This window comes from Candidatus Brocadia sp. (genome assembly GCA_021646415.1).
Taxonomy (GTDB): Bacteria; Planctomycetota; Brocadiia; order Brocadiales; family Brocadiaceae; genus Brocadia.
Map to the genome: position 1 here is coordinate 30,860 of SOEU01000011.1, position 19,180 is coordinate 50,039.

Annotated in this window: 22 protein-coding genes; 14 read left to right on the forward strand and 8 right to left on the reverse strand. The window is 42.4% G+C overall.

Annotation, left to right across the window (positions count from 1 at the left end; translation table 11 throughout):
* The first annotated feature begins 10 nt into the window (after window positions 1-10).
* On the forward strand, window positions 11-448 hold the full coding sequence (locus E3K36_10170; GenBank protein MCF6155598.1) for a hypothetical protein: 438 nt from the start codon (window positions 11-13) through the stop codon (window positions 446-448).
* Window positions 445-1,227 (forward strand): indole-3-glycerol phosphate synthase TrpC, encoded by a 783-nt coding sequence (trpC, locus tag E3K36_10175; GenBank protein ID MCF6155599.1) that lies wholly within the window; start codon window positions 445-447, stop codon window positions 1,225-1,227. The genes E3K36_10170 and trpC overlap by 4 nt, the downstream gene beginning before the upstream one ends.
* Here trpC and trxA read toward each other — a convergent pair whose 3' ends face one another.
* Both trxA and E3K36_10185 read right to left on the reverse strand, forming a co-directional pair.
* Window positions 1,228-1,557: a thioredoxin gene (gene trxA / locus E3K36_10180; GenBank protein ID MCF6155600.1), complete on the reverse strand. Its 330-nt coding sequence runs from the start codon at window positions 1,555-1,557 to the stop codon at window positions 1,228-1,230.
* Window positions 1,550-1,870, reverse strand: coding sequence for a ferredoxin:thioredoxin reductase (locus tag E3K36_10185; GenBank protein ID MCF6155601.1), 321 nt, complete (start codon window positions 1,868-1,870; stop codon window positions 1,550-1,552). Before E3K36_10185 ends, trxA begins: the two co-directional genes overlap by 8 nt.
* A 285-nt stretch (window positions 1,871-2,155) precedes the next feature.
* On the opposite strand from E3K36_10185, the gene nikR reads away from it, so the two are divergent.
* From nikR to E3K36_10245, 12 genes are all read left to right on the forward strand, one after another.
* On the forward strand, window positions 2,156-2,572 hold the full coding sequence (gene nikR / locus E3K36_10190) for a nickel-responsive transcriptional regulator NikR (GenBank protein ID MCF6155602.1): 417 nt from the start codon (window positions 2,156-2,158) through the stop codon (window positions 2,570-2,572).
* Window positions 2,573-2,661: 89 nt separating this feature from the next.
* The gene (gene cbiM, locus E3K36_10195; protein ID MCF6155603.1) at window positions 2,662-3,276 is read left to right on the forward strand and encodes a cobalt transporter CbiM; all 615 of its coding nucleotides are present in this window, start codon (window positions 2,662-2,664) and stop codon (window positions 3,274-3,276) included.
* Window positions 3,277-3,482: 206 nt separating this feature from the next.
* Window positions 3,483-3,914, forward strand: coding sequence for a hypothetical protein (locus E3K36_10200; protein ID MCF6155604.1), 432 nt, complete (start codon window positions 3,483-3,485; stop codon window positions 3,912-3,914).
* On the forward strand, window positions 3,911-4,636 hold the full coding sequence (locus tag E3K36_10205; GenBank protein MCF6155605.1) for a hypothetical protein: 726 nt from the start codon (window positions 3,911-3,913) through the stop codon (window positions 4,634-4,636). Before E3K36_10200 ends, E3K36_10205 begins: the two co-directional genes overlap by 4 nt.
* Window positions 4,587-5,309 carry an ABC transporter ATP-binding protein gene (locus tag E3K36_10210; protein ID MCF6155606.1) on the forward strand — a complete coding sequence of 241 codons (723 nt, stop codon included), beginning with the start codon at window positions 4,587-4,589 and terminating at the stop codon, window positions 5,307-5,309. The genes E3K36_10205 and E3K36_10210 overlap by 50 nt, the downstream gene beginning before the upstream one ends.
* A 283-nt stretch (window positions 5,310-5,592) precedes the next feature.
* On the forward strand, window positions 5,593-6,612 hold the full coding sequence (locus tag E3K36_10215; protein ID MCF6155607.1) for a hypothetical protein: 1,020 nt from the start codon (window positions 5,593-5,595) through the stop codon (window positions 6,610-6,612).
* A 354-nt stretch (window positions 6,613-6,966) separates the two neighbouring features.
* On the forward strand, window positions 6,967-7,518 hold the full coding sequence (locus E3K36_10220; protein MCF6155608.1) for a DUF3347 domain-containing protein: 552 nt from the start codon (window positions 6,967-6,969) through the stop codon (window positions 7,516-7,518).
* Window positions 7,519-8,190: 672 nt separating this feature from the next.
* Window positions 8,191-9,231, forward strand: a complete 1,041-nt coding sequence (locus E3K36_10225) for a deoxyhypusine synthase (GenBank protein MCF6155609.1) — start codon at window positions 8,191-8,193, stop codon at window positions 9,229-9,231.
* A gap of 415 nt (window positions 9,232-9,646) precedes the next feature.
* A complete protein-coding gene (locus E3K36_10230) occupies window positions 9,647-10,081 on the forward strand; it encodes a hypothetical protein (protein ID MCF6155610.1) in 435 nt (144 codons plus the stop codon).
* Between the two features lie 401 nt (window positions 10,082-10,482).
* Complete coding sequence (locus tag E3K36_10235; GenBank protein MCF6155611.1) at window positions 10,483-11,325, forward strand: hypothetical protein; 843 nt, start codon at window positions 10,483-10,485, stop codon at window positions 11,323-11,325.
* Window positions 11,326-11,346: 21 nt separating this feature from the next.
* Window positions 11,347-11,664, forward strand: a complete 318-nt coding sequence (locus E3K36_10240; GenBank protein MCF6155612.1) for a hypothetical protein — start codon at window positions 11,347-11,349, stop codon at window positions 11,662-11,664.
* Window positions 11,665-12,021: 357 nt separating this feature from the next.
* Window positions 12,022-13,410 (forward strand): cobyrinate a,c-diamide synthase, encoded by a 1,389-nt coding sequence (locus tag E3K36_10245; protein ID MCF6155613.1) that lies wholly within the window; start codon window positions 12,022-12,024, stop codon window positions 13,408-13,410.
* Window positions 13,411-13,432: 22 nt separating this feature from the next.
* Here E3K36_10245 and E3K36_10250 read toward each other — a convergent pair whose 3' ends face one another.
* The 6 genes from E3K36_10250 to E3K36_10275 all read right to left on the reverse strand — a co-directional run bounded on the left by E3K36_10250 (window position 13,433) and on the right by E3K36_10275 (window position 19,173).
* Window positions 13,433-14,497 carry a chemotaxis response regulator protein-glutamate methylesterase gene (locus E3K36_10250; GenBank protein MCF6155614.1) on the reverse strand — a complete coding sequence of 355 codons (1,065 nt, stop codon included), beginning with the start codon at window positions 14,495-14,497 and terminating at the stop codon, window positions 13,433-13,435.
* 39 nt (window positions 14,498-14,536) lie between these two features.
* A complete protein-coding gene (locus E3K36_10255) occupies window positions 14,537-15,370 on the reverse strand; it encodes a protein-glutamate O-methyltransferase CheR (GenBank protein MCF6155615.1) in 834 nt (277 codons plus the stop codon).
* 283 nt (window positions 15,371-15,653) lie between these two features.
* Entirely contained in the window at window positions 15,654-16,046 is a 393-nt protein-coding gene (locus tag E3K36_10260; protein ID MCF6155616.1) for a response regulator, read from the reverse strand.
* On the reverse strand, window positions 16,043-16,648 hold the full coding sequence (locus E3K36_10265) for a hypothetical protein (GenBank protein ID MCF6155617.1): 606 nt from the start codon (window positions 16,646-16,648) through the stop codon (window positions 16,043-16,045). The genes E3K36_10260 and E3K36_10265 overlap by 4 nt, the downstream gene beginning before the upstream one ends.
* A gap of 161 nt (window positions 16,649-16,809) precedes the next feature.
* Complete coding sequence (locus E3K36_10270) at window positions 16,810-17,271, reverse strand: chemotaxis protein CheD (GenBank protein ID MCF6155618.1); 462 nt, start codon at window positions 17,269-17,271, stop codon at window positions 16,810-16,812.
* Between the two features lie 159 nt (window positions 17,272-17,430).
* Complete coding sequence (locus tag E3K36_10275) at window positions 17,431-19,173, reverse strand: DUF3365 domain-containing protein (GenBank protein MCF6155619.1); 1,743 nt, start codon at window positions 19,171-19,173, stop codon at window positions 17,431-17,433.
* Between the last annotated feature and the right edge of the window lie 7 nt (window positions 19,174-19,180).

The following is a 19,180-nucleotide window of genomic DNA, read 5'->3' on the forward strand; positions in this document are numbered from 1 at the left end:
TAAAATCTAAATGACCGAAAAACACCTGATAAATCACTCACAACGTGTTGGAAAGGTGGCGAACCTGGTAATCTTTCTGGGCATATTAGGTATTATACTGAGTATCCTGGCATTTACCGTTAGCCAGGGACTTGCCCAACGTGGCTATGGGTTTAGCTCTATTACCATAGGATTATTCATGATTGGGCTCGGATACGGCATCCGCTACCGTTATAAATATTGTCTTTATGCCGCGATCGGTCTGTTTATGATTCTTTCGTGTAATTTTCTTTTCAGATTCTTTGTTCATCACACCACGTATCTTACCTTGCGGCTGGCCTTATGCAGCTGGATATCCTTTCGTCTCATCCAGTCTGTTCCTTCTATGCAAATGCTTATTGCAACGAACACCTTTCCGGATAAAAGCAACCGTTTTATGGAACTTTTAGTGAAACAAAAACGCTTATGACAATTTTAGATAAAATTTACAGATACAAGTTACTTGAGGTAACAGAAAATAAAAAGCGGATTTCTGTTGAGGTATTGAAGAATGACATTCAAAAAAGCCAAAACACGAAACCCTTTGGCAGGGCGCTAAAAGCAGACATCGGTATTAGCATTATCGCAGAGATCAAAAAGGCCTCTCCATCCGTTGGTATTATCAGGAATGATTTCGACCCAATCGGAATTGCCCATCTTTACGAGGCAGGAGGAGCTGCAGCCATCTCTGTCCTTACGGACGAAAAATTCTTTCAGGGTAGATTATCGTATTTGACGGATGTGAAGAAATCTGTAGACTTGCCCGTTCTGAGAAAGGACTTCATCATTGACACGTATCAAATTTATGAGGCACGGTCTGCCGGGGCTGATGCCATCCTGCTCATAGCTGCACTCCTCTCAGAAGAGGAAATCCAGTCTTTTTTAAGATTGGCAAGAGAATTGGGTATGGATTGCCTGGTAGAAATCCATTCTGAAACGGAATTACAAAAGGTCTTACAAACAAACGCCACGATTATTGGTATCAATAATCGTGATCTCACGACATTTAAGACCGACCTGGGTACCACTCTCCGCCTAAGGCCTATGATCCCTGACGAAAAAATTATTATAAGCGAGAGCGGAATCAAATCACGAGAGGACGTGAAGAGATTGACCGACATCGGCGTCCATGCTATTTTAGTCGGAGAAACCCTGATGAAAAGTGATGATATACCAACCAAGCTCCATGAACTTTTAGGGATCCCATAATTATTGCAGTTGGGCATCCAGTGCTGTCTTTAAGTCTTTCTTCGACTTCACGCCTATCATCTTATTCACTGCCTGTCCATTTTTAAACAGAATAATCGTTGGTATTGCGGTGATTCCAAACTTAGCAGGGGTGTTGGTGTTTTCTTCCGTGTCCATTTTTCCTATCTTGGCCTTTCCTTTGTATTCCTTTGCCAGTTCGTCTATTACAGGAACCAGTTGCCTGCAAGGACCACACCAGGCTGCCCAAAAATCTACTAACACCGGGATATTTGATTTTAATACTTCTGCATCAAAATTTGCATCGGTAATTACGGCGACATCTTCAGACATATTCTTCTCCTTTCTCCATCTGTGCCTGATAATCTGCACTCACAAAAAGATTGCAATGACACTCTCCGTCACGCTCAATTTCTTCAAGATGATACACACAGGGACAAATGATCTTTTTATCTCTTTCCATGTCCCCTGTAACCAATCGGCAGGGACAGTATGCGTGCCCGAATTTGATTTTACGCATCAGTAACCCATTAACCACCCTGTCCACAATTTTCGTATCCGGATTTAGCTTGCAAGTACTGGAAGTCGCATACTCGTTAAGTATCTTGCGGATTTTTATTGCTTCGTGCTCTTTATTATTATCCATAACTTTCCACTCAATATATGAATCGTTTTATAAGGTTGATTCATAACAATTATATTTTATATATTTGGCATATTTCAAGAAAAGTTTAACAATAAACCGTAACTACATATTTTAATAGAACATACAACACATGGATGTTTTCACTTCATATGTAACGCATACTCCGAAGTCTGTACTGCCAATTGAATCCCAAGGAAACGATAAAAAAACAGTATTTCCTTTACAACAGAAATATTCGTGCTATAATTCCATCGTTTGTAACACAATGGAATTGAGGGAGATTGCATGTCAAGTTTGGTCAGATTCGGGGTCTCTCTGGAAAGAGAATTACTCCAAAGGTTTGATGAGTGTATCAAAGAAAAGAAATACACCAATCGCTCTGAGGCCATACGCGATCTGATTCGGGAAGATTTGGTAAAAAAAGAATGGCAGGAGGGTAAAGAAGTAGCCGGATCAATCACGCTTGTCTATAATCACCACAAAAGGGAATTGGTCAATCTTCTTATCGATATCCAGCACGATTATCATGACACGATCCTTTCCACCCAACATATCCATCTGGACGATGATAATTGCCTGGAAATCATTGTAATAAAAGGCAGGCCGAAGGAAATCGAAGAATTATACAGGAAATTAAAGTCGGCAAAAGGGGTAAAACACGGGGGATTTTCCATGACGACAACGGGAACTGAGATACTTTGATAAAGCTGTGTGTTTTTTTGCCATAATGGTAGCACAAATATTATAATGATAGCATCATACTCTGGTTTTTATCTGGTGGGAAGAATTTTATGCATATCAGCGATGGGGTACTCTCGCCCTATGTTGTTGGAATAGGATGGGCAATAGCCCTGCCTGTATTAGGGGTGTCCGTTCGCCGGTTACGAACTGACCAGGTCGGCACGTATGGGGTGGTTGCGGCAGCTTTCTTTGCAGGCTCGACAATCCATGTACCTGTCGGTCCGTTCAGCATGCACCTTGTGCTCAGCGGTATGGCTGGACTCTTGCTTGGCTGGGGCGCTTTAACCATAGTTACTGTAGGTCTGTTTCTGCAGGCGCTGTTCATCGGTTTTGGTGGACTGACAGTTTTGGGTGTCAATATTTCTGTCATGGCCTTGCCTGGCGCCATTATAGGGGTGCTTGGACGTTATTCGATGAAGCAGGCTTCTCCCAAAAAACGCCCGTGGATAGGATCGCTTACCGGTGGGGGAACAATCTTGATTTCGGCTATTTTACTCTATGTGACGTTATCTACGACGCATACGGCGCTGATGCCTCTGGCCAAATTGGTTTTTCTGGGCCATATTCCTGTCGCCATCGTAGAAGGTATTATCAGTTTTTGGCTGGTACATTTTCTGCAAAAAGTGAAACCATCATTACTGGGGGTGTCAATACCAAATAATTGAGGTAAAAACACCTGAAAGTTCCCCTTAGAAAAGGGGGATAGTGGGGGTTGTAATTATTCTCACTTTAGCAAAATTTATGAATAAAATTAACCCTGTCAGGGTTTTAAACCCTGACAGGGTTGACTCACGAATTTCGTACTTCGGATTTTGTCTTTTCCGACTTGTTCGGCTTTGGGAGATTAACCAAGATGATGTGAGGTTACAATATGAAAATTATACTTTCTTATACTTTTGCTGTATTTCTTTTAGTGCCTTCCCTGGCGAATGCCCATGGACTTTATCTATCCTCTGAAGGAGGAAAGTTGCATGCCAATTTCAGTGATCATTCTCCGGCCTCCGGTGCTGTGGTTACTGTTGTGGATGAGGATGGCATTGTAATTATGAGGGATACCATGGATGAGAAAGGTATGTGGACGTTGCCAAAAGACATAGAGGGGGAGCCAAAATTTGTCATCGTCGAGGCACCAGGTGGGCATCTTATGCGGATCGCATGGCAAGAAGTTTTACAAGGAACTTCAAAAGGCTTCTTTGACTATTTCGGCGTCCGTATTGCAATTGGGATTACCGTCCTTGTGGGAGGCGGTTTTTTAATAAAACGCCTGTTAAATCCGAAATCCGAAATCCGAAATCCAAAATGAGTACATCTCCCCCTTCAACAAAACTGGGAACGGTGCTTATATTGTTGATTCTGACAGGGCTTGGGTTGCTTGACAATCTGTTTTCTCTTCTCCTGTGTTTTTTGATTATTACTGTGTTGGCTGGGCTGGTAGTGAGAAAGGCGTTTGTTACCGCATGGCGTTGTAAAGGGGTGCTGATCTTTTTTTTCCTAACGGGTGCCACCTTGCTGTGGACAGAGGAGGGGCGTTCCCTTGCCCCTGTCCTGATAGCAAAGATGCTGGTTATGTGGTTGTGGGTTGTAATCTGGATAACCTGGGTTGGTTTTGAACGGATATTATTAACCTTTGAAAAATTAAGGGTGCCGTCGGTTTTGATACACATAGTAGCATTTACTGCACGGTTTCTGCCGATCTTATCAGAACGGTTAAAGATGATGCTTGCCGCCCAGGCCTCCCGTGGGGCGAAAAGAGGCATACATCCTTTACAATTGCGTAACCTTGCAGGAGGGGTTGGCTGTTTACTGTTAGCAAGTTTTGAGCAGGCTGAAAATGTCGAACGTGCCATGCAGTCCCGTGGCTTTAGCGGGACGTTCCCTTACCTTGTTGACGATAAAGATGTCGTTGCAGTGCCCTATGTCAGTTTGATTTCTCTCTTTCTCTTTACAAGTATTGTCTGGTTTGGAGTAGTTTGCGATGTCCTGTGTCATCCGTGCGCGGAATGTATCCTTCAGTTATCAAAATGAAGGGCTGGCGCTGTCTGATTTGTCGTTATCTGTTCATCAGCACGAAAAAGTAGGGGTGATAGGACCAAGCGGGGCCGGTAAAACTACTTTTTTCTGGCATTTAAACGGCTTGTTAAAACCCAATTCGGGATGTGTAGAGGTGTTAGACCGTCCACTTGCTGAACATAAGAATATCAATGAAGTCAGACGTCACGTGGCGCTGACCTTTCAACAGGTAAATGATCAACTCTTCTGTTCTTCTGTCCGGGAAGAAATTGCCTTTGGCCCTAGAAATTTAGGCTGGCAAAAACAAGAGATACACGAAACGGTTGAACGATGGCTGGCATATTTTGAATTGAAGGAAGTAAGCCATCGGCCTCCGCATCATTTATCGGGCGGGCAAAAAAGGAGTGTTGCTTTGGCCGCAGCAATGGCTATGGAACCACAATTGCTGATCCTCGATGAACCGGCAAACGATCTTGATCACAGGAACCGGCGCAGATTGATTACGTATCTGAAAGGTTTATCGATAGCAGTTATGGTGGCATCGCATGATTTGTATTTAATTTCGGAAGTCACACAACGTTGTGTGCTCATGAACAAGGGACGGATCGTAGCAGATAGAACCACTGATGAATTGGTACGTGATGAAGATACATTAAAACAATATGGGATGGAGGTGGTGAGAAGATAAATATTTTTTTGGATATTGGTAGCACGTATATTGTATAAGTGCCATCGGTATATTGTTGTTACTTTCTGAGATGCCATTGAGCAAGTTTTAGCTTTTGATAGTTGTCATTGCGAGCAATAAAGCAACTCTATACGCTTATAGATTGCACAGACATCTCGCACATGTCGTACACTCGCAATGACAACTTTTGCTTGTGTGGTAATCATATATTTTATTTATAGATTTCTGGGTGGCTTGGACAAACTTTGTTTGTCAGTGTTTAACTGGAGGATTCGGAGGTATCATGTTAATGGAAAAAAGACACAGTCATTATTTTATATGCTTTATTTTGTTCGCTTTTATTTTTCTCATAAATACAACGAGCAGTTTTGCCCATCATGGAGGCGTTTCTACGGCGTTTGGGCCCGGTGCGCCCATTGAAACGGCTTCTCCGTTGGCTCTGGGGAAGGGGACTTTTCTAATCTACGAAAAATTTGAATACGTGCCTTTCGAACACAAAAACCATGCAGAGCCGGAAAATATCGATACCTTTACCTTTTTAAATACCCTTATTGGATATGGCTTTACCGACGCCATCAGTGTCTATGCCATATTACCGGTGGCGATAAAGGAACAGGATAGCCTGGGCACATCGAGCGGGATTGGAGATTTGGGGTTCATTTTTCAGTATGGGTTTAAGTTCGGTGAAAGAGATGGTATTCGTGGTTTATACGGCTACGGTCCGGAAGACTCCTATGGAGCCGAATACAGCACGGATGACTTAAAAATGGCCCTGCAGGCTGGGTTCACCGTGCCCACCGGTGAAACATCGAATCGTGATAATAGGGGAGATATTTTTGATATGGGGATGCAGCCGGGTTTTGATGCCCCCACTTTTCAGTTTGGCTTTATCGCCTCAAAGATGATCTTTCCTCATTTTACCCTGACGGGGGATACATCGCTTACGACATTTACTGAGCACAACGATGGCAAGCCAGGCAACGAAATTCGCTTCAACGTAGCAGGCGGTTACGAAATATATGAAAAAAAGAACGGGTTTCTCTCCCGGCTTGATATTATTGCAGAATCGAACGTGCTCCATCTTACCAAAGATCAGGATGAAGAGAACGAAACAGATGATGCGACAGGCGGGACAATTCTTTATCTATCACCGGGTTTAAGGGCAACATTTGGCAAACACGTTAGCATTGGAATGCTGATAAAATTGCCGACATGGGAAGACCTGAACAACGAATCCGAACAGCAAGGCGCTGAAGGTCTGGAAGAGTATCGGGCAATCGTTACGTGCTCAGTTTCGTTTTAAATCAGGACTTCGGCAACCTATTATAGAAAAGGGCATAGAACCCACCCCTTCCGGGAGGGGATTTAAGGGGTGGGTTCCACGGGAAGGGGAGTTCATTATTCCCCTCTTGAAACTTCGTCGTGAGCGCTCAGTCGAACGAGGGCTATGGGTGTGTTGACTGCTTGTTCCCAAACTCTGTTTGGGAATATCAGGTTACCATGAAACTCTGTTTCATGGACGTCTGCTTAACCGCCTGAAACTTATCAATTGATTTCTCGAAACAGAGTTTCTTACCCCGCTCGTTCTCAAACAGAGTTTGGGAACGAGCGGGGTAAACTTTGAAATTCCTGTACGTTAAATTACAAGGAGGTAACGATGTTTGAAAATAGTAGTTTCAAAAAATGCGTGATAACCGTGGTGTTTTTTTATTGTTCTTTCATTTACGGTCATAATATTTCCGCCCATGAGGGTCACTCTCACGAAGCAGTGATTACCATCGGGAAGAAGACCGTTGTTCATTTTCAGTCAATCCTGTCAACCTACCGGGAGGTTTATCATCGTTTAGTAAAGAGGGATTTGAATGGCATTACCGATTTGGCCCAAAAATTGTCTGATGCAGCACGGCAAGCTACCCGGACCGAACCTGACGGCGGCGGCCGGCATATGATGAAGCACGTACTTTCAGGCGCTGAGGACATGAGGAAGGCGCGAGATATTCAGGATGCACAAAAGGCATTCGCGTCACTGAGCGAAGCCCTCTTGCCATTCTTTAAGTTGTGGCCTAATCAGCTCAAACGGAATGAATTGAAGATATGCCAATGCAGACATGACGGGCATTGCTGGCTTCAGCCACAGAACTGTTCTGATGCCTGCCCATATTCTGCAGACCAGACAAAGGTTTGTACAGAAATTGAAGAGGTAAAGTAAGTATCCGGAATTAGATAATACCTATGCTGTTCGGGAGTGCATTACGAAAACCTCCTATTTGCGGTAAAAAGACCCATATAAAGTAATACTATTCTCGAACAGCTTTTTTTCAGTTAAGAATCGGGAATACTTCGTCGTTCGTTTCACCGGGTAGCTCCAGCCCTTGTTTGGTTGCAATCATTCTTCACCAAGGATCGATGTCTCGGCAAAAGAATAGAGAAGTGTCATCACTGTTGTCTGGCGATAGCACGAATATGTTAATGATAACACTCTTGCTATCTGTGCGATATTTTCGCTGCTTTTTCGGTATTTCCTGTGCGTCTTTCAGTTGTAACGGGCTTAGTAAACAACCCGATTGTATAAGAAGTTTCATTCATTTATATTCTGCAAAAATGCACGAATAGGAGGATATTATACTTGAGGTCATGTAAGTTCATTGTATGTCCAAATTGTGGTTACGATGAAAAGTTTAAAGTCTATACGAACAATGTCAAGGTGATTTATCAATCCGCCGAAGCTGGCATACGTTCATTTGAAAGCAGTATTTTACCAAACCTGCGGAATAGTGATAACTATATCGAGTGTCAGTTGTGTTTTGAAAAATTCAGGGCATGAAACAAGGGAGACGAATGTGATACAGCATTTGATAAACGAAAAGGAACATATCATATTATGAAAACAGACTTTATCCGGCCAGGGTTGACAAAAGTCACAATAGCACATGAAGATAAGTACGAAACGACAAAGGACCCCATTACTCAATTTATGAGTCATCATTACCGGCATTTTAATGCCGCAGTCACAATAGATGCGGCCAGGGCTTACAAGCGGCATCTTGAAAATGGTGGAAAGATGTTTTTAACAATGGGCGGTGCAATGAGCACCGCCGAACTCGGACTTTCCCTTGCGGAGATGATTCGTCAGGATAAGGTTCACGGTATCTGCTGTACCGGTGCAAATCTTGAGGAAGATGTCTTCAATCTGGTTGCACACAACCATTACGTACGTATTCCAAACTATCGTGAGTTAACCCCCGGAGACGAGGAAAATTTATTTAAGCAACATCTGAATCGTGTAACCGACACCTGCATCCCTGAGGCAGAAGCGTTGAGGCGTATTGAAAACGCAATGCTTGAAGAGTGGACCGATGCCGATTGTCGGGGTGAGCGTTTTTTCCCGCACGAGTTTATGTTCAAGGTTCTGCTGAGTGGAAAGCTCAGGGAATATTATCAAAGCGACCCGCGAGATAGCTGGCTGATGGAAGCAGCGATCCGAAATCTACCCATTTTTGTCCCGGGCTGGGAAGATTCAACGCTCGGTAACATGTACGCCGCACACTGTATTTCCGGTGAAATCAGGAATATCCACACGGTTAAAACGGGGATAGAGTATATGGTCTTGTTGGCCGAATGGTACATGCAGATCGTCCCGAAGGGACTGGGCTTTTTTCAAATCGGCGGTGGCATTGCAGGAGATTTCCCCATCTGTGTGGTGCCGATGCTTCATCAGGACCTGAGACGCCCTGAAGTGCCACTTTGGGCATATTTTTGTCAAATCAGCGATTCAACGACAAGCTACGGATCATATTCTGGCGCAGTGCCAAATGAAAAGATTACCTGGGGCAAGCTCGGCAAGGACTCCCCAAAGTTCATCATCGAATCAGACGCTACCATCGTTGCGCCACTCATTTTTGCTTATGTGCTGGGATGGTAAATGCCAGTCATTCAATACATGAAAAAGTAAGAATGATAACCAGGGATCATGGATGCCACTTTTTGATATTTGAATTTCTGCCTGATTTATTCCAGTATTGCATTGTGTATTTCAATAAAGAAACTTTTAAGACTGGATCTCCCGATATATTTCAGTGCAGATAATTTTTATAGCCCTAATAATATAAATGTTTTACAAAGGAGACGGCAAATTGTTTTAAAAAAAGGAATTGATTTTGCGCGTATTGCAGAATCAATAATCGGCCTATAGAATAAAAAAGAGAAACGATAGAGAAGAAATTATACCAAATATTTCGGTTCAACCTAGGACGGTTGAACCAGTGAGGTCTTTGAAGGCGTATTCCCAATTTTTCCGGTGAAATTTCTGTGATCAATCTTTTTAAGCGCATATAGCTGTGAGCAATACGAACAAGATTCTTGCCTGTATTCAAATCCTCATTTTTCTCAGCCACACATTGTGTGGCAGTGGCATCAACTTCAATGTTTCAGTGAAATCCGGCGAATTTCCCTGTAAAGATCACGAGTGTGGCTGTAAATCGGCATCTGATTGCAGGACGAATTGCTGTTGTTCACCACAGGGAAATTATGCAAAATCTCACCATGACGCAAAGAAACAGAAAAACGGCTTTCAATCATTCATCAGCAGCCTGATGTGTAAATCCGGTAGTGATGGAATCAGCGTGATAAACACCGAACTGAAATATGTCCTGGAAGATGATTTTGTAATTCCCCAAATAGCATTTTTGTATTTTCTTGCCAGCGATATCATGGTGCACATCTGTGAACCTATGGTATCACCTCCCGAAAAACCCCCGCGCTGTCCCGTATAAAGTCCAACCAGCAGATAAAGTAAACGCTTATAGGCGCTGTATCCGGGGATATTAGCACGAAAAACTCCGCTTTACGATTTGCTTTGTTGTTCCTCGGAATGCTATCCCCTGTCGGCTTCTTTAACGTATGGGAATTTCAATTACCCCCATAATCTTCCCTTAAGCGAGGGAGACAGGGGGGGAGTTGCCGAAGGCATAATTTAAGCGTTTACTCTCAATCAATTTGCTCAACGATTTATGTATTAAGGGAAAAGATCATGCAGGCAAAGAGCCGTTTTGTTTAGCGGATTCTCCATCATTCATGACGGAAACGCCTTCCGTGAGCTGCCTTGTAAATTGATTGTAAAGTGTGAGATGAACACCGGGAATTTTATAATTTAAAAAAATGGAGAAATGAACTTATGATAAATCGTAAAGGTTACCTTGCCATTATCGCAATGATTGGAACAATGATAACTTCAGGAAATGTTATGGCTCATACAACGGTCATGTCAAAAAATACCCCTACGAATTACAGCTCCCGCGACGAGCTTGAAGGAACGACGGGCCTCAACAACTTTAGTATCCCTCACGGCTGTGATGGTCAACCCGTGAGGGCAATGAGCATTGTGTTCCCCAATGGAGCAGACTCTCTTGCCGAACGCACAGACACAAAAGAGTCAGTAACTCTTTCGGACCATATAACGGGCAACGCTGTGATGGGTGCAAGTCCTGCCGTAAACAGCCTTTTCAAAAAAATCAACAAACTGGTCGGAACCGTCCCGTCCTTTATCTCACACGGTGAGGAAAAAACGGAGGATGTCAGGGCATTTGTCTTCACAAACGGCTCATTAAAGGATGGTTTTACGGGGCTTATCCCATGGCGTGCAACCTTTCCTGTGTTTAAAGCAGATTCCTGCGCAACGGCGATGACCGTATACATTGCCATTGCCAACTATTGCACAAAATCTAAGAATGAAAATGACGATGACCGCGCCGATATATGGATGGGTCGTTTAACAGAAAAATTTAATGATCCGGACGTCGTATCGGTGGGTTTCTGGCCCTATCTGAGGGTTGTAAGAGACCTGGAAAAGAATCCCCTCCCTGAGGGTTGTGGCGAAGGATTTGAGATTAGCGTATATCCTTCCGACGAAGCAATTGATGAATTTCTGCCGGTCGCGGGATATTGGCCGGGAGGTGGCAACGGCGGCAATCATGGAGGACACGGAGGTGATGGAGGGCACGGTGGCCATAATCACTAATGCTGTTACCGCGGGGCTTCTATGGTTTGTGAGAGTACTGCATCTCCCCGGCAAGGTGATGAGAGAGAAACTCCCTTGTATTTAAAGGGGGACGTCGGGTGGCACGGACAAACTTGCTTCTTTTTTGGTAAGTATTTACATCCCCTTCATCGTTCGACTGAGCACTCACGACGAAGTCCCCTCCATGCGAAGGAGGAACAAGAAAATATTATTTATTATTTTTACCTCCCCTTTCATCCCCTCCTTGCGAAGGAGGGGAAAGAGGGGCGGTTGTTTTTGGTTGCGGCCATGCTGCGCGAGGTAATAACAGTAAATGCTTCGCCTCTCTGTAAATGCTGAAAATCTGTTTAAATAAAATTCCACTGCAATCACGCTATCATGCGCTTAATAAAAAAAAGAAAAAGGTATGTATGAAAATTTCGGCTATAGCTCTTTTATTTTTAGTCTTTACCTGTAAAACTATTTATGCCCACGGCGAATGTTGCCTTCCACGATCCTTTGCGGAGGCGACAATCTCGGGTGTAATCCTTGCGCCAAATTTTGCGCTTGGTGGCAAAAAATTACCGAAGGTCTAATTTAAGACGAAATACTTGACCAATATTGAGTAACAATATACAATTTTGAGTTAATCAGAAATCTCTTTGTTTATTGCCAGTCGTTTATGATGTTTTCTTATTTGGCAAATTTATTCAGGCTATGAAACAAACTTCGTCTTATTATCCAAGGATACTGATAGCTGGTACGCATAGCGGTGTGGGTAAGACGACCATTACCCTTGGCTTAATGTCTGTCTTGGAGGAAAAAGGATACAAGGTACAGGGCTTTAAGGTCGGTCCTGATTATATCGATCCATCGCATCATATGGCCATTACAGGACGACCGTCTCGTAACCTGGATACATGGCTGATGAATCGTGATGTGTGTCTGGAATTATTCGAACATGCCTTTATGGGATCGAATATGGCAGTGATTGAGGGAGTGATGGGGTTATATGACGGCAGTCTTGATGGGTCGGAATTTGGGAGCACAGCGCATCTTGCCAAGATATTGGATGTGCCTGCGATATTGGTAATGGACGCAAAGGGGATGTCACGCAGTGCAGGTGCAATTGTATTGGGGTATAAACATTTTGATAAAGATGTAAAAATACAAGGAGTAATCCTGAACAGAGTTGGGAGTGAGCGGCACTATACGTCTCTTAAAAAATCTATTGAAGACAATTGCAATATCCCTGTATTGGGATATCTGCCTTTTGATGGAGAAATACTACTGCCAGAGCGACACCTTGGTTTAGTGCCGTCAATAGAACAGGAGTTCTCAAAGGCTGCGTATCAAAAAATCGGGAATTTGTTGTCGACCACTGTGGATATCGATACACTGATCGGTATTGCGTCCTCCCCAAATAATCTTCCTTCATTTAAGAAGACGGTATTCTCTGAGATTAATGAGCGATTTAATTTTAGAATTGCCGTTGCTGTGGATGAAGCATTTAATTTTTATTATCAGGACAATCTTGACCTTCTTGAGTTATACGGGGCTGAGCTAGCGTATTTTAGTCCACTGTATGATAAATATCTGCCTGCGGGCATTCATGGTTTGTATCTGGGGGGTGGCTTTCCTGAATTACATGCCGCTTTGCTTGCATCGAATACCACTATGAAAGAATCCATACGAAAAGCGCACAAGAATGGTGTGGTTATTTATGGAGAGTGCGGAGGAATGATGTATCTGCTTGAACAGTTGATAGATTTTAAAAAGAAGACATACGAGATGTGTGGAATACTGAAAGGGATGACAAAAATGGAGAACAAGAGGCAGGGATTGGGCTACATTACAGTTCAGGCGATACACGATAATCTCCTGTGTGAAAAAGGTGATAGATTTAAGGCCCACGAATTTCACTGGTCATCACTGCATGTGCCCGAAGATACACGATTTGCTTATGCAATTTCTAAATGCAATGACAAAAAATCAAGGTTTGATGGTCTCATTGCTGACAGGGTGCTGGGTTCTTATACCCACGTCCACTTTGCAACTGATCCTGGACTTGTGAAACACTTTTTACGCTTTATGGGAAGTGCTTAGTTTTTCATCTTCATGAAATAAATCACATCTTGGTTAACAATGATAAAATGGAAGGGGTAATTTTATGAAGCGGAACAATCGTATCGACCGCACCCAATTTGATTGCTTCCTTGGGCATGCCAAATACCACACAACTTTCTTCATCCTGAGCCATTGTTTTAGCACCCGCCTCCTTCATTTTCAGGAGACCACCTGCACCGTCATCACCCATACCAGTCATAATTACACCGACGGCATTGCTCCCTGCATATTTTGCAACTGAATCAAATAAGACTTCTACAGAGGGTCTATGACGACGAACAGGCGGTTCCTGGTTTGTCGTCACATAATATCGGGCGCCATTTCTTCGTAATTCCATATGATAATTTCCTGGCGCAATCAGCACCAGGCCAGGAATAATACTATCGCCATCCTTAGCCTCTCTCACTTCGACAGAACAAAGAGAATTCAAACGGTCAGCAAATGATTTTGTAAACAATTGTGGCATATGCTGCACAATCAATATTCCCGGCGCATTCGGAGGCATCTGCATCAGCACCGTCTTGAGCGCTTCCGTTCCACCTGTAGACGCCCCAATTGCAATAATCTTGTGCGTGCTATTGATCAATGCATGGCTCGTCTCTGTGTGCATGGCAGTGGTATTTTTACTGCCGGTATTTTTAAAATATTCTTTCTTCTTAACTTTAACTCCTGCTGATTCTTTTATCTTTTCTGCTAATTCGGTTACTATCTCATAGAGAGTGTGTGAAACATCCAGTGATGGTTTCGCGACAAAATCCAGTGCGCCTACTTCTAAAGCCTTCAACGTAGTTTCGCAACCTGCCTGTGTCAATGAGCTAACCATAATGACCGGTAACGGATAGTATGTCATTAATCTTTGCAAGAAGGAGATGCCATCCATTCTGGGCATTTCTATATCAAGGGTAATTACATCAGGTTTTAGATTTATGATTTTGTCCCTGGCAATAAATGGGTCCGCTGCGGTTCCCACGACTTCAATTCCGTGATCCCTGCTTAAACCTGTAGATAATATTTTTCTGACCACAGCTGAATCATCCACAATCAATACCTTTATTTTTTTTAGCATGTTAAGCCTCCTTACTTGCATCTTTGATTTGAAATTGAGTTACTTCTGATAAATTGTGGGTCGTACGTACCGGAATCTGGTTTCAGTGCCGGCAAGGCTTTCAGAATGACCTACGAAAAGATACCCATTAGGGGTAAGGTGCTTGTAAAATTTTGATACCAACTCAGTCTGGGTTTGTTTATTAAAATAGATCATTACATTTCTGCAAAATATAAAATCAAATTGTCCTTTGAAAGGAAAGGTTTTATCGGTAAGATTAAGCCTCCTGAATGCGATCAGGTTTCTTAAGAAATCTTTTATTTGATAATGATCTTTGAAATTGTGTGCTCCCCTTTCGAAATAGGTGTTTAGCATTTGAAGGGGAATACCCTTTAACCGGTCTTTTGCGTATATTCCCTGCATGGCCTTTTTTAAAACCCGGGTCGACAAATCGGTAGCTAATAATTTTATATCCCATTCGTAGAGCTCTTTTATGCATTCTGCCAGTATCATTGAAATACTGTATGGCTCTTCACCGGTTGAGCAGCCTGCGCACCATATCCTGATCTTTTTTTCCTTTTTTTTTCTTTTATCTTCCACTAAGAAAGGAATTACCTTTTCTGAAAGGAAATCAAAATGTGCTGCTTCTCTGAAAAATTCCGTGAGGTTTGTAGAGATGCAATCAAGCATACTGATCAGTTCTTCACCCGTTGTATCTGCTTCGGTAACGTATTTATAGTATTCTTTAAATGAGGTCAACGATCTTTCTCGTAAGCGCTTCATTAATCGGGATTTCAACAACTCTTTTTTTGCCGGGGTAAGATTTATTCCGCTTTCGTCATAGATTAAGCGCTGGAAAAGAGAAAATTCTTTATCGTTGATATCGATGTCCATAGGTATTTTCCTTAAAAACCTTAAATAGCATCTAAAGAAAGCAGGAAGATCAGGAATATTATTCTGTAAAAATTACTCTTTTGATTTCCAAAATTGGTTTTGCATAGTTTAAGATCAAGCCGTGTCTTTGTCTAACTGCTTTCAAATAGGAACGAACAATGATATCATCTGTCAATTTTTTAAATTCAAGTCCCATTTTCTTGCCTTCCTGTTTTCCTCAGATATTTTTTGTTATAAAAGGGCAAAATATCCTTTTAAGAGACCGTCGCCTACTGCCTACTGCCTACTGCCTACTGCCTACCGAAACATTATTGTTTTCACCAAATATATTCCGAAGTGATGCTACCATACGGTCATCTTCAAATGGTTTGACCACGTAATCGGCTGCCCCATGCCGGATGGATTCCATTAATGCGTCTTGCTGGTCAATGGCGGAAATCATGACGACCTTTGCCTGTTTATCAAAGGCAATAATCTCTTTGAGCCCTTGAATTCCATCAACTTCTGGCATTACAATATCCATGGTTACCGCATCGGGTCTCAATTCCTTGTACTTTTCTAATGCCTCCCTGCCATTACCGGCCTCTCCTGCAATCTCAAATCCATGGCGCGTCAAAACTTGCCTGATTATCATTCTTATGACTTTTGCATCATCTACTACTAATATCTTTTTCATGTTTTTACTCCTATAGAATCTAACAATTTCGCAAACGATGTCATTTCAGGAACCAAAAACAGATAACATTCGAGTTCGGTACCACTAATTTCAAATATTGTTTCTATCAGTAAGAGCTTATCATCCACCATGCCTTGTTCTAGTACAAGGTTCGAAAATATGACCCCTGCATAATCGTTATGTACCTGTGGTGGTTGTGGAATTAACTTTGCATTAAAATCCGAAACTAGTGCATTGCTGATGTGGCTGGCGAGAATGTTTCCGAGTTCCTGTACCGCACTTTCCGTAAAAACATCGCATTCTTTTGAGGTTCCAATGCGTTGTCGAAGAAATAGGTCTGTAAGGATTAATGATCCTTCCAGGGGCAACATGAATAAAAGCCTGCAACCCTCGTTTCCCTTAAAATTAACCATAACGCTTATCATTTCTCTTTGATCTTCATTCATCTTCTCTGTAGCCTCACTAAGATCAGCAATGGATACTTTTGAAAGGGAAATTCTTGCGCCTGTCCTCAGTGACTTTGATAATGCCCTGGATGCGCGATCAATGCTGAGGCTTGACATAATTTCCAATATTTTTAGGCGATCTTGAGTAATATTCATTTTTTACCTTCCTCTTTCTATCAAACTTTCATAACCACAAAGACACAAAGGGTACGAAGGCTCGTAATCAAAAATTCTAAATCACAAATTCCAAATCACAGATAAATAACAAATTGTTGTTTGGAGCTTGTTATTTGGCACTTATAACCAAGAGGGCAATACTAATAGACCACAACTGATTCACCAAATATGCGGCATGTCACATCACCAGTATTCGTATCAAATATAATATTGTATCCTTTTGTACCACCAGTTCGCGACGCAACTATCCTGATTCCTTCTTCTTTCAATATCCGTCGTACTTCTAATTCATTTGATTCACCGATATTCAGCAGACCGTTAGCATTGAACATCTTTGCACCGCCAAAGATCTTAGCGTAAAGAGCGCTTCTGGAACCGCCTGCATAGGTAACCATTTGATAGATAAAATAGGGGAGTCCAGTATTCGCGTATTTAGTAATCTTTAAATCAGTACCATTTTTTTTTGGCAGCATTATGTGCAGAAGTCCGCCAATCTTGTTTACCGGATCATGTAACACAACTCCAATGCATGAACCGAGCAATGTCTTTAATACATGAGGCGCTTGTGCAATCTTTAGATCGCCAACACCAACTGTAATCATACACTGAGTATTGTTCACCGGAAAATTCCTTTCTCGATTTAATTATTCGGGTTAGCCGCAAAAATGCGCAAAATCAGTCATGTGTTTTCATTTTATAACTTTTTTTGTGCATTATGTGCCTTTTTGCGGCTAACACCGGATAGTTACACTTTTTAGGCACTAAAAATCCTTGAAATCGTTATTGAGAGGTATTAATTCTTCCGGCGTCCTGGCTAGTACCCTCTCACCTCTTGCAGTGCCATTACCGTTCGCCTTATCAACCGGCTTTGAAGAGTTATCGGCTTTTTTAATCTGAGTCGTTTGCTTACTTTTATTGCAAGAGACATCTTTTCTTGATGATTGAGATTTCTTTTCGAAATACGTATGAAGTTGTGCTTTTTCAGAAGTTTTCAAATCGTCGTCAATATTCCCGATTTCCATAGCCAACTCCTGTATAATAGCCTTCAGATTTTCAGCCTGTGCGGATAATTCTTCACTCGATGACGCTAACTCTTCTGCATTTGCCGCATTCTGTTGTATAACCGTGTCCACTGTTGTAACTGCCTTGGATATTTGATTAATTCCATCCGATTGTTCCTGCGAGGCAGCGGCAATTTCCCCTGCTAAGTCTGTTACCTTCTTAGCCTCGGTTACAATTTCTTTAAGATTGGCTGCGAATTTATCGGCAATCTTTGCAGCATTCTCGGTACTTACCACCCTCGAATTGATTAAGTCCGCAGTTTCCTTAGATGCTACGGAACACCTTTGTGCAAGGTTGCGCACCTCTTCTGCAACAACGGCAAATCCTTTTCCATGCTCTCCTGCCCTTGCTGCCTCAACTGCCGCATTAAGAGCCAAAAGGTTCGTTTGAAATGCTATTTCATCAATTGATTTGATTATCGAAAGGACTTTGTCATTGCCTGAATTTAAATCCCGCATAGTTGTCTGCAGGGTATCCAGGGCCTCATTTCCACTTTCAGCAGATGTTTTTGTCTTGATTGCAAGTTGATTGGCTTCCTTTGCGTTATCAGCGTTCTTTGTTGTCATTGAGGCCATTTCTTCAATTGAAGCAGAGGTCTCTTCTATTGAAGAGGCCTGTTGTGATGCCCCGTCAGCAAGAGACTGGCTGGAAGAAGAAATCTGGTTTGCTGCTGAAGTGACTTCTTCGGCGCCATTTTTTAAGTTATAAACCAGTCTCTTAAGCAAAGATGTGATATTTCTGGCGATAAAAAAGACTATCGTCCCTATCAGAATCACGTAAATTCCATTTCCTATGATGTTGAAATTTCTATTCGAGGAAATTGCTGCATTTACGGCGGCCATCGGTGCAGTTACGCTTATTCCGCCACGAATATCTCCCAGTTTGTAATTCTCCATTTGTCTGCCCGCCAGGTCTTTACCATCATTGGTGGGACTCGTTGACGGATCTCCATGACAGTTCAGGCATGCTTCTTCGATCTTTAGGGGTACCATTAATCGGAAGACCTCCGTGCCGTTCTCTAATTTCGCTATTTCTGAGATGTCTTTTAAACCAGGCTCTCTCTCAAATCTTTCTAACTGGTGGATCTCCCATGCATCAGGCTTGTTTGCCGGGTTTCTGTATTTAATACTCGTCTGTTTCATCTTAAAGATGGTTGTTTGACTGAAATGTTCTGAGATCTCCCGTCCTAAAACTGCCGGAATCACGCCCTTGAATTCAAAATTGCCTTTGGAATCCGTGTTTATTGTCTTTTGCTTTTCCGCAATTATCTTTCTCGCAGAAATTAATTGATCTGCTGCCATTCTTGCCTGTTTTTGTACCTCCGCCAACATCTGTGCCTTTTGTCTTTTTGTGTTGATATACGTCAAAATGCATGTCGAGACCACAATGACAGCGATAATCGTAACAATGAGTCTTGTCATCATATTCATTTTACCAATCATTTTTTTC

Excerpts from the sequence above, each read along its gene's own strand:
- E3K36_10270 (MCF6155618.1), bottom strand. The coding sequence starts at position 17,271 with ATGATTACAGTTGGTGTTGGCGATCTAAAGATTGCACAAGCGCCTCAT.
- E3K36_10260 (MCF6155616.1), bottom strand. The coding sequence starts at position 16,046 with ATGAAAAAGATATTAGTAGTAGATGATGCAAAAGTCATAAGAATGATA.
- E3K36_10265 (MCF6155617.1), bottom strand. The coding sequence starts at position 16,648 with ATGAATATTACTCAAGATCGCCTAAAAATATTGGAAATTATGTCAAGC.
- E3K36_10205 (MCF6155605.1), top strand. The coding sequence starts at position 3,911 with ATGAGTACATCTCCCCCTTCAACAAAACTGGGAACGGTGCTTATATTG.
- E3K36_10170 (MCF6155598.1), top strand. The coding sequence starts at position 11 with ATGACCGAAAAACACCTGATAAATCACTCACAACGTGTTGGAAAGGTG.
- E3K36_10220 (MCF6155608.1), top strand. The coding sequence starts at position 6,967 with ATGTTTGAAAATAGTAGTTTCAAAAAATGCGTGATAACCGTGGTGTTT.
- E3K36_10240 (MCF6155612.1), top strand. The coding sequence starts at position 11,347 with ATGGTTTGTGAGAGTACTGCATCTCCCCGGCAAGGTGATGAGAGAGAA.
- nikR (MCF6155602.1), top strand. The coding sequence starts at position 2,156 with ATGTCAAGTTTGGTCAGATTCGGGGTCTCTCTGGAAAGAGAATTACTC.
- E3K36_10215 (MCF6155607.1), top strand. The coding sequence starts at position 5,593 with ATGTTAATGGAAAAAAGACACAGTCATTATTTTATATGCTTTATTTTG.
- E3K36_10255 (MCF6155615.1), bottom strand. The coding sequence starts at position 15,370 with ATGGACATCGATATCAACGATAAAGAATTTTCTCTTTTCCAGCGCTTA.
- E3K36_10185 (MCF6155601.1), bottom strand. The coding sequence starts at position 1,870 with ATGGATAATAATAAAGAGCACGAAGCAATAAAAATCCGCAAGATACTT.
- cbiM (MCF6155603.1), top strand. The coding sequence starts at position 2,662 with ATGCATATCAGCGATGGGGTACTCTCGCCCTATGTTGTTGGAATAGGA.
- E3K36_10225 (MCF6155609.1), top strand. The coding sequence starts at position 8,191 with ATGAAAACAGACTTTATCCGGCCAGGGTTGACAAAAGTCACAATAGCA.
- E3K36_10275 (MCF6155619.1), bottom strand. The coding sequence starts at position 19,173 with ATGATTGGTAAAATGAATATGATGACAAGACTCATTGTTACGATTATC.
- E3K36_10200 (MCF6155604.1), top strand. The coding sequence starts at position 3,483 with ATGAAAATTATACTTTCTTATACTTTTGCTGTATTTCTTTTAGTGCCT.
- trpC (MCF6155599.1), top strand. The coding sequence starts at position 445 with ATGACAATTTTAGATAAAATTTACAGATACAAGTTACTTGAGGTAACA.
- E3K36_10210 (MCF6155606.1), top strand. The coding sequence starts at position 4,587 with ATGTCCTGTGTCATCCGTGCGCGGAATGTATCCTTCAGTTATCAAAAT.
- E3K36_10235 (MCF6155611.1), top strand. The coding sequence starts at position 10,483 with ATGATAAATCGTAAAGGTTACCTTGCCATTATCGCAATGATTGGAACA.
- E3K36_10250 (MCF6155614.1), bottom strand. The coding sequence starts at position 14,497 with ATGCTAAAAAAAATAAAGGTATTGATTGTGGATGATTCAGCTGTGGTC.
- E3K36_10245 (MCF6155613.1), top strand. The coding sequence starts at position 12,022 with ATGAAACAAACTTCGTCTTATTATCCAAGGATACTGATAGCTGGTACG.
- trxA (MCF6155600.1), bottom strand. The coding sequence starts at position 1,557 with ATGTCTGAAGATGTCGCCGTAATTACCGATGCAAATTTTGATGCAGAA.